The following is a 9,357-nucleotide window of genomic DNA, read 5'->3' as shown; positions in this document are numbered from 1 at the left end:
CGTTGGCAGTCTGAAAATCACCCGCAACGCCCCTCTCCGGACCACCCCCTGCGCCGCCCCCTCCCGCAGCACGTCCCTCTCGCCAGAGGGGAGGGTGGGAGGGGGAGGCGCAGGGGGAGGGGGGAGGGGGGTGGGGTGGTGTGGGTGGGGAGGGGGTGGGGGTTGGTGTGGGTGCGGGGTGGTGCTGGGGGTTGGTGCCGGGGGTGGTGGTTGGGGGTATGGGGGGCGGTATGGGATTCGAAGAGAAGTGGGTGCCGGGGACCGGGGCTGGGCGGGATGGGGTGCGGGCGATCCTGGGGGCGCCCGGGGATGCGGTGATCGGGTTGGACTTCGACGGGACGTTGGCGCCGATCGTGGCGGATCCGAGTCGGGCGAGGGCGCATCCGGGGGTGGCGGGGGCGTTGCGGGTGTTGGCTCCGGTGGTGCGGGCGGTGGTGGTGGTGACGGGGCGGCCGGCGGCGTTGGCGGTGGAGTACGGGGGGTTGGCGGGGGTGCCGGGGGTCGTGGTGCTGGGGCACTACGGGGCCGAGTGGTGGGAGGGGGGTGTGGTGACGGCGCCGGAGGTGCATCCGGGGGTGGCGGGGGTGCGGGAGGTGTTGCCCGGAGTGCTGGCGCGGGTGGGGGCGCCCGAAGGGGTGTGGGTGGAGGACAAGGGGCGCTCGGTGGCGGTGCACACCCGGCGTACGGGGGCGCCGGAGGAGGCTTTGGAGCTGCTGCGGGCGCCGGTGGCGGAGTTGGCGGCCGCGTACGGGCTGGTGGTGGAGCCCGGGCGGCTGGTGTTGGAGCTGCGGCCGCCGGGGGTGGACAAGGGCGCGGCGTTGAGCGGGTTCCTGCGGGAGCGGGAGGCCCGGTCGGTGCTGTACGCGGGGGACGACCTGGGGGATCTGGCGGCCTTCGCGGCGGTGGAGCAGCTGCGGGCCGAGGGTGTGGCCGGGCTGCTGGTGTGCAGCGGGGCGGTGGGGGACGCGCCGGTGAAGGAGTTGGCCGACCGCGCGGACCTGGTGGTCGCGGGGCCGGCCGGGGTGGTGGAGCTGTTGGCGGCGCTGGGGGAGGCCCTTACCGGGAGTTGAGCCGGGCCAGCGCGTTGAGCTGGTCGAGGAACCACTGCTGCGGGGGGAGTGCGGTGGCCGCCGCCGTGAGGCGCTTGGTGCGGTCGGCGCGCTCCTCCGCAGGCATGGTGAGGGCGGTGTGCAGGGCTTCGGCGGTGGCGATGACGTCGTACGGGTTGACCGTCAGGGCGTCGTCGGCGAGCTCCGCGTGGGCGCCGGCCTCCCGGGAGAGGACCAGGGCGCAGCCGTGGTCGGAGACCACGGGGACTTCCTTGGCGACCAGGTTCATGCCGTCGCGGATGGGGTTGACCAGGGCGACGTCGGCCAGGCGGTAGGCGGCGAGGGAGCGCGGGAAGTCGTCGTTGACGTGCAGGATCAGGGGCTGCCAGGTGGGGGTGGCGAACTCGGTGTTGATGGCCCGGGCGAGCTCCTGGACCTGCGCCGTGTAGTCGCGGTACTCGGCGAGGTCGGTGCGGGACGGGTAGGCGAAGGCGATGTGGACCACCCGGTCGTGCCACTCGGGGCGGGTGCGGAGCAGGTGCCGGTAGGCCTGGAGGCCGCGGACGATGTTCTTGCTCAGTTCGGTGCGGTCGACCCGGACGATGGTGTGGCGGTCGCCGACGGCGGTGCGCAGGGCGGCGAGGCGTTCGTCCACGTCGGGGCGGTGGGCGCGTTCGCGGAGGAAGTCGGCGTCGGCGCCCAGGGCGTGGACGCCGAGGTTCGTGGTGCGGCCGTCGAGGGTGACGGTGAGCGCGTCGTGGTCGACGGTGGCGCCGAGTCGGTCCGCGCAGCAGGCGGCGAAGGCGCGGGCCCAGCGTTCGGTGAGGAAGCCGGCCCGGTCGGCGCCCAGGATGCCGGTGAGGACGGCGCGGGCGACGTCGTCGGGGAGCATCCGGTAGTACTCGGGCGGGGCCCAGGGGGTGTGCGAGAAGTGGCCGATGCGCAGGTCGGGGCGGGCTTCGCGGAGCAGGGCGGGGACGAGGGAGAGGTGGTAGTCCTGGACGAGGACGGCGGCGTTCGGGGCGGCTTCGGCGGCCAGGGCCTCGGCGAAGGCGGCGTTGTAGGCCCGGTAGGCGGCCCATTCGGTGCGGAAGTCGGCGTCGAAGGCGGGTGCGGTGGGGGTCGCGTAGAGCAGGTGGTGGACGAACCAGAGGGTGGAGTTGGCGACGCCGTTGTAGGCGCGGGCGAAGGTCTCGGGGTCGATGTCCAGCATCCGGACGGCCTGCCCGCCGACGTCGTGGCCGGCCAGGTCGAGGCGGCCGTCGGGGGCTTGCGCGGCGGCTCTGCGGTCCGCGTCGTTGAGGGCGGCACAGACCCAGACGGCGTTCGGGTCGTCGATCGCGGAGAGGCCGGAGACCAGGCCTCCGCCGCCGCGCCGCAGGGTCAGCGTGCCGTCGTCGGCGGTGCTGAACGACACCGGTCCCCGGTTGGAGGCCACCAGGACGGGGGCGGTGCCGGTCGCACTCGAACGTTCGGTCGTGAGATCGCCCATGGTTGGTACGTTGCCGGGGGGTCGGAGTGGCAAACCCGTCAATGGCGGGTGGTGTACTCGGGGACGGTGTGCATCGGGGGGCGCTCCAGGGCGGTGATCTCGTAGGTGCGGGGGGTGAACATCCCTCCGGCCGGGGGCTGGGGGAGGGCGTCCGGGTCGCGGGTGAACTGGGTGAGCTGGGGGCGGACCAGGTCGGCGGAGGCCTTGAGGCGGTGGGCGCGGTCGAGGCGTTCGAGGGCGGTGCGGTAGATGGTGGCGGCCATCCGGCCGAGGGCCTGGCTGTCCTGGTGGCGGTGGTGCCGGACGCCGACATCCACCTGGGCCAGGGCGTCCAGGCCGACCAGCTCCAGCGCGTCGACCAGCAGGCCGAGTTCGACGCCGTAGCCGGTGGGGAAGGGCAGCCGTTCGAGCAGTGAGCGGCGGGCCGCGTACTCGCCGCCGAGGGGCTGGACGAAACCGGCGAGTTCCGGCCAGTGGAGGTTGAGGAGGGGACGGGCGACGAGTTCGGTGACGCGCCCGCCGCCGGCCGGGACGACGGCGCCGCTGTCCGTCTCCAGGGGGCGGTCGTACATGGCCTTGACCAGTTGGATGGACTCGTCGGTCAGGAGCGGGCCGATGATCCCGGAGACGAGGGCCGGGTCGAACTCGCGCAGGTCGGCGTCGACGAAGCAGACGATGTCGCCGTGGGTGACCAGCAGCGAGCGCCAGAGCACCTCGCCCTTGCCGGGGGCGGCGGGCAGCCGGGGCAGGATGGCGTCGCGGTGCTCGACGCGGGCGCCCGCCTCGGCGGCGACGGCGGCGGTGGCGTCGGTGGAGCCGGAGTCGACCACGACGAGTTCGTCGACGAGCGGGAGGCGTTCCATCAGCTCGCGGCGGACGGTGCGGACGATGTCGCCGACGGTGGCCTCCTCGTCCAGGGCGGGGAGTACGACGCTGACCGTGCTCCCGGTGCGTTCCTTCGCCGCGAGGAGGGTGCGGACCGGCCGGTCGGCCGCGCTCCAGGAGCGGCGGCGCAGCCAGGACGCCGCCTGCGGGAGGAGCTCGGGGATCGGTTCGGCGGGCACGGAAGTCTCCTCGGCGGGGTGGGGTGGGACGGGTCATCTCGCGTGGCGGACGGTCCCGTTGAGTGTTGACGCCTTCGGATACAGTCTTCGTACAGCGGTCGGACCTTCGCACGCCGGGGTCACCGTTGAGCACCACCACAATTTCACAAGCTCATCCAGAGGGACTGAGGGAACGGCCCGTTGACGTCCCGGCAACCTTCTCGCTCGGCTGTCGTCACAGGCCCCGGCGGGACAGGTGCCAATTCCGGCCCGTGACGCGACCGCGCCATGGGGAAGATGAGGAGAGAGGCCTCGCCATCATGGCTATCGACACCGTCGCACCCTCCCCCAGCCTTCGGCCGGGGGGACCCCGACCCGTGGACCTCGGCCCCGCCACCGCCCTGTCCTGTCGGGAGTGCGGCACCCGCTTCCCGCTCGGTCCCAGCTTCGCGTGCCTGGAGTGCTTCGGCCCGCTGGAGATCGCCTACGAGTTCGGCAGCGAGGGCGCGGAGGAGCTGCGCAAGCGGATCGAGGCCGGTCCGGCGTCGATCTGGCGCTACGCGCCGCTGCTGCCGGTGCCGGCGGATGTCGCCTCGAAGCCGAACCTGAACCCCGGCTGGACCCCGCTGGTGAAGGCGGACAACCTGGGGCGGGAGCTCGGGTTCACGGCGCAGCTGCACATCAAGGACGACTCCGGGAACCCGACGCACTCGTTCAAGGACCGCGTGGTGGCCTGCGCGATCGAGGCGGCGCGGGCGTTCGGCTACACGACACTGTCCTGCTCATCCACCGGCAACCTGGCCGGCGCGGTGGGGGCGGCGGCGGCCCGGGCCGGGTTCCGGTCCTGCGTCTTCATCCCGCACGACCTGGAGCAGGGCAAGGTCGTCATGGCCGGGGTGTACGGCGGCGAGCTGGTCGGCATCGAGGGCAACTACGACGACGTGAACCGCTTCTGCTCGGAGCTGATCGGCGACCCGGCCGGGGAGGGCTGGGGCTTCGTCAACGTCAACCTGCGGCCGTACTACGGAGAGGGCTCCAAGACGCTGGCGTACGAGATCTGCGAGCAGCTCGGCTGGCGGCTGCCGGAGCAGATCGTGATCCCGATCGCCTCGGGCTCGCAGCTGACGAAGATCGACAAGGGGCTGCAGGAGCTGATCAAGCTCGGGCTGGTCGAGGACCGGCCGTACAAGGTCTTCGGCGCCCAGGCCGAGGGCTGCTCGCCGGTGTCGGCGGCGTTCAAGGCCGGCCGTGACGTGATCAAGCCGGTCAAGCCGGACACCATCGCCAAGTCGCTGGCGATCGGCAACCCGGCCGACGGCCCGTACGTGCTGGACATCGCCCGCCGGACCGGCGGCGCGGTGGAGGACGTCACGGACGCCGAGGTCGTGGCGGCGATCCGGCTGCTGGCGCGGACCGAGGGCATCTTCGCCGAGACCGCGGGCGGGGTGACCGTCGGCGTGCTCAAGAAGCTGGTCGAGACCGGGCAGCTGGATCCGGCCAAGGAGACCGTCGCGATCAACACCGGCGACGGCCTGAAGACCCTGGACGCCGTCTCCGACGCCGGGATGACCGCCGTCATCCGCCCGACGCTGGACTCCTTCCGCGACGCGGGCCTCGCGTCCGCCTGAACCACCCCCCCCACCCGCACGGCCGCACCCCCGCAAGGAGAGCCATGAGCGCCAACGTCCGCATTCCCACCATCCTGCGCACCTACACCGGCGGCGCCGCCGAGGTGACCGCCGAGGGCGCCACCCTGGGCGAGGTCATCGCCGACCTGGAGAAGAACCACGCGGGCATCGCCGCCCGCATCCTGGACGACACCGGCAAGCTGCGCCGCTTCGTCAACGTCTACGTGAACGACGACGACGTGCGCTTCGCGGAGGGCCTGGCGACCGAGATCCAGGACGGCGCGGGCATCTCGATCATCCCGGCGGTGGCCGGCGGCTGCTGAGTCGCGCCGACCGCCATTCGGCCGCCCGCACGTACGGAATTCCGCTCTCCGTATGTGCGGGCGGCCGGTTGCATTCCGGCTGGAATATTTCCGACCCGAGTCGGAGTAGAGTGTCGCTCGGCTGGGAACAGGGGTTCCTTCCCGATCCCCTCGGCGTTCCGCCGGAGGGTGTCCGGCCGGTGGGACCGGCCCGTGAAACATGTCAGGCGGATGTCAGAATTACCCTGGGGATTTGGGTAATTCGTCCGCTATGTCCGGCGTGAAATGCCGAGATTCTCCCGATTCATCCCGTGCTGTCCCTTGCTGCCGTGGCGGAATTACCGGCGGTTGACCCTGTTGCAGAGGGCTTCGATCCGGATACATTCAGCGGCGGTCGACGCAATCACCCGCTCGTCGGAAGCCGTTCGGTGTCCCGCGCGGAGGGTTGCGGCGTGCACGGCTGCGCCCAGGGGGGGTTCCCCGGGCCGGCCTTCAACCAACCCGGGCCCGCGACCTGCGGGCGCGTGAAGGGCCAGCACAGCACTAGGGGAGTTCGGAATGGCTCAGGGCACCGTCAAGTGGTTCAACGCGGAGAAGGGCTACGGCTTCATCGCGGTCGACGGTGGTGCGGACGTCTTCGTCCACTACAGCGCGATCCAGATGGACGGCTACCGCACCCTCGAGGAGGGCCAGCGGGTCGAGTTCGAGATTTCCCAGGGACAGAAGGGCCCGCAGGCGGACATGGTTCGCGCGGCGGTCTGACCCCTTCCGACTCCAGGAGCTCGGCGCGGCCCACGGCTGGCTGCTCTCCCGCTTCTCGACGGGCCCGTACGACACGTGTCGTACGGGCCCGTCGCCGTTCCCGGGCGGCCCCGGAGGCGGCTCGCGGGTCGGCGATTGGGCTTGCACTCGACCACCCGGAGTGCTAATCATTGGCGTTAGCACTCACAGCGTGAGAGTGACAGCGGACCGGGTCGGTGAGGCCCCCGGGAGCGGTAGGGGAATGGACCCCCGCACACCAGGGCCGTCCGTCGCGGGCACCCCTTGGTCCGAGCAGTCGACCGTGTCCCGGAGGACCACTTCAGATGGCCAAGATCATCGCCTTTGATGAGGAAGCTCGCCGCGGCCTTGAGCGTGGCATGAACCAGCTCGCCGACGCAGTGAAGGTCACGCTCGGCCCCAAGGGTCGCAACGTCGTGCTGGAGAAGAAGTGGGGCGCCCCCACGATCACCAACGACGGTGTCTCCATCGCCAAGGAGATCGAGCTCGAGGACCCGTACGAGAAGATCGGTGCGGAGCTCGTCAAGGAGGTCGCCAAGAAGACGGACGACGTCGCGGGTGACGGCACCACCACCGCCACCGTGCTCGCCCAGGCCCTGGTTCGCGAGGGTCTGCGCAACGTCGCCGCCGGCGCCAACCCGATGGCTCTGAAGCGCGGCATCGAGAAGGCCGTCGCCGCCGTCTCCGACCAGCTGCTGGCCCAGGCCAAGGACGTGGAGACCAAGGAGCAGATCGCCTCCACCGCCTCCATCTCCGCCGCTGACACCCAGATCGGCGAGCTGATCGCCGAGGCCATGGACAAGGTCGGCAAGGAAGGCGTCATCACCGTCGAGGAGAGCAACACCTTCGGTCTGGAGCTCGAGCTCACCGAGGGCATGCGCTTCGACAAGGGCTACATCTCCGCCTACTTCGCCACCGACCTGGAGCGCATGGAGGCGACCTTCGAGGACCCGTACATCCTCATCGCCAACTCCAAGATCGGCTCGGTCAAGGACCTGCTCCCGCTGCTGGAGAAGGTCATGCAGAGCGGCAAGCCGCTCGTCATCATCGCCGAGGACGTCGAGGGCGAGGCCCTGTCGACCCTGGTCGTGAACAAGATCCGCGGCACCTTCAAGTCCGTCGCCGTCAAGGCCCCGGGCTTCGGCGACCGCCGCAAGGCCATGCTCGGCGACATCGCCATCCTCACCGGTGGCACCGTGATCTCCGAGGAGGTCGGCCTCAAGCTGGAGAACGCCGGCATCGACCTGCTGGGCACCGCCCGCAAGGTGGTCATCACCAAGGACGAGACCACCATCGTCGACGGTGGCGGCGACAGCGAGCAGGTCGCGGGCCGCGTGAACCAGATCCGCGCCGAGATCGAGAACAGCGACTCGGACTACGACCGCGAGAAGCTCCAGGAGCGCCTCGCCAAGCTGGCCGGCGGCGTGGCCGTCATCAAGGCCGGCGCGGCCACCGAGGTGGAGCTCAAGGAGCGCAAGCACCGCATCGAGGACGCCGTCCGCAACGCCAAGGCCGCCGTCGAGGAGGGCATCGTCGCCGGTGGTGGCGTCGCCCTGCTGCAGGCCGGTGTCGCCTTCGACAAGCTGGAGCTGGACGGCGACGAGGCCACCGGTGCCAACATCGTCAAGGTCGCGCTCGAGGCCCCGATCAAGCAGATCGCGACCAACGCCGGCCTCGAGGGTGGCGTCGTGGTGGAGAAGGTGCGCAACCTCCCCGCCGGTCACGGCCTGAACGCCGCCACCAACGAGTACGTCGACCTGGTCGCCGAGGGCATCATCGACCCGGCCAAGGTCACCCGCTCCGCGCTGCAGAACGCCGCCTCCATCGCGGCGCTGTTCCTCACCACCGAGGCCGTCATCGCCGACAAGCCGGAGAAGGCCGCCGCGGCCGCCGGCGGCGGCATGCCGGGCGGTGACATGGACTTCTGATCCTGATCGTCTTCTGATCGGATCGGTTGATTCCGGATCGTGTGGGCGGTTCCCTTCGGGGAGCCGCCCACACGGCGTTTCGAGGGAGAATGGGCGGATGGCTTCCGACGACATCGAGACCGCGCTGCACAACGCGCGGGCACTGATCCTGGCCGACCTCACCGCGCGGGACGTGGCGGACGCCGCCGTCGTCTCGCTGGTGGAGCAGGCGGTGACGCACCGCCGCTGGTGGCTGGAGCAGTGGCCGGACGGCACCGAGTACGTGCTCGGGCTGGTCGCCCAGGACGTCCAGGACGCACTGCTGGAGGCGTACGGTCGCTGGCCGCTGTGCACCGAGTGCGCGGCCGACGGGGACCCGCACGCGCTCAGCGTGGAGCCGGAGCTGGGGCCGGAGCCCCACTGGGTGTGCGGCAAGCAGGGCGCGGTGGTGGCCCCGGTGGGGAAGCTGGTCTAGAGGGCGTCGAGCTCCGCCGTCAGGTTGGCGCGGGCGGTCTCCGTGAAGCGCTCGCGGGCGGCGGGGGTGCGGTAGAGCGCCGGCAGCGCCAGGAGCCCGCGCAGGACGGCGGCGCGGCCGGTCCGGAAGTCAGGGTCGGGGACGAAGCCGTACTCCTCCCGGACGGCGGCCGCGTACGCCGCGTACGCCTCGGGGGTGCCGCCGAGGACAGCGAGGTCCGCGTCGCAGAGCACCTCGCCGTCGCGGTCGCCCGGCGCCGGGTCGTGGCCGACGGTGAGCAGGACCAGGCGCTCGACCTCGGCCACCCGGGCGGTGGGCAGGCCGGCTGCGGTCAGCGCGCGGACGGCCAGGGCGGCGCTGCGCTCCTCGTTCCCCGTGCGGTCGGGGCGGTAGACGGCGTCGTGGAACCAGGCCGCGAGACGGGCGGCGTCCGGGTCGTCGGCGTGCCCGGCGAGCTCGTCGACGTGCCGCAGGACCGCGCGCAGGTGGTCGGCGGTGTGGTAGCGGCGCTGCGGCTCGGACCAGCGGCGCAGCAGTTCGCGGCCGTACGGCTCGGGGTCGGCGGTGGTGCCGCAGCGGTGCAGCAGGGCGGTCCAGGCGGTGAGCAGGTCGTCGGTCGGCATGGAGCACATTGTGGTGGGTGATTCCGGTGGACGGGATGTGCCGGTCAACGATATATGT

9 protein-coding genes and 1 riboswitch are annotated in these 9,357 nt (G+C 71.6%); of the genes, 6 read left to right on the top strand and 3 right to left on the bottom strand.

From position 1 onward, the window contains the following. Window positions 1-218 precede the first annotated feature (218 nt). Window positions 219-1,070 (top strand): trehalose-phosphatase, encoded by an 852-nt coding sequence (otsB, locus tag ACZ3TI_RS39240; RefSeq protein WP_465735124.1) that lies wholly within the window; start codon window positions 219-221, stop codon window positions 1,068-1,070. On the opposite strand, the gene ACZ3TI_RS39235 is transcribed toward otsB, so the two are convergent. Continuing rightward, window positions 1,057-2,541 (bottom strand): alpha,alpha-trehalose-phosphate synthase (UDP-forming), encoded by a 1,485-nt coding sequence (locus tag ACZ3TI_RS39235; RefSeq protein WP_465735122.1) that lies wholly within the window; start codon window positions 2,539-2,541, stop codon window positions 1,057-1,059. The two genes, otsB and ACZ3TI_RS39235, sit on opposite strands and share 14 nt — an antisense overlap. A 38-nt stretch (window positions 2,542-2,579) precedes the next feature. Then, window positions 2,580-3,605 carry a glucosyl-3-phosphoglycerate synthase gene (locus ACZ3TI_RS39230; RefSeq protein WP_465735120.1) on the bottom strand — a complete coding sequence of 342 codons (1,026 nt, stop codon included), beginning with the start codon at window positions 3,603-3,605 and terminating at the stop codon, window positions 2,580-2,582. A 148-nt stretch (window positions 3,606-3,753) separates the two neighbouring features. Continuing rightward, window positions 3,754-3,888, top strand: a riboswitch (SAM riboswitch). Window positions 3,889-3,904: 16 nt separating this feature from the next. Here ACZ3TI_RS39230 and thrC point away from each other — a divergent pair. From thrC to ACZ3TI_RS39205, 5 genes are all read left to right on the top strand, one after another. Next, complete coding sequence (gene thrC / locus ACZ3TI_RS39225; RefSeq protein WP_465735118.1) at window positions 3,905-5,212, top strand: threonine synthase; 1,308 nt, start codon at window positions 3,905-3,907, stop codon at window positions 5,210-5,212. A gap of 44 nt (window positions 5,213-5,256) precedes the next feature. Further along, a complete protein-coding gene (locus ACZ3TI_RS39220) occupies window positions 5,257-5,535 on the top strand; it encodes a MoaD/ThiS family protein (protein ID WP_465735116.1) in 279 nt (92 codons plus the stop codon). A 537-nt stretch (window positions 5,536-6,072) separates the two neighbouring features. Beyond that, on the top strand, window positions 6,073-6,276 hold the full coding sequence (locus tag ACZ3TI_RS39215; protein WP_030289665.1) for a cold-shock protein: 204 nt from the start codon (window positions 6,073-6,075) through the stop codon (window positions 6,274-6,276). 323 nt (window positions 6,277-6,599) lie between these two features. After that, entirely contained in the window at window positions 6,600-8,222 is a 1,623-nt protein-coding gene (gene groL, locus ACZ3TI_RS39210) for a chaperonin GroEL (RefSeq protein ID WP_270144962.1), read from the top strand. Between the two features lie 97 nt (window positions 8,223-8,319). Further along, the gene (locus tag ACZ3TI_RS39205) at window positions 8,320-8,676 is read left to right on the top strand and encodes a hypothetical protein (RefSeq protein ID WP_465735114.1); all 357 of its coding nucleotides are present in this window, start codon (window positions 8,320-8,322) and stop codon (window positions 8,674-8,676) included. Here ACZ3TI_RS39205 and ACZ3TI_RS39200 read toward each other — a convergent pair. Continuing rightward, the gene (locus ACZ3TI_RS39200; protein ID WP_465735112.1) at window positions 8,673-9,299 is read right to left on the bottom strand and encodes an HD domain-containing protein; all 627 of its coding nucleotides are present in this window, start codon (window positions 9,297-9,299) and stop codon (window positions 8,673-8,675) included. The two genes, ACZ3TI_RS39205 and ACZ3TI_RS39200, sit on opposite strands and share 4 nt — an antisense overlap. Window positions 9,300-9,357: the final 58 nt, after the last annotated feature.

Source organism: Kitasatospora sp. NPDC023120, assembly GCF_055560835.1.
This window is presented reverse-complemented; position numbering and strand designations above follow the sequence as displayed.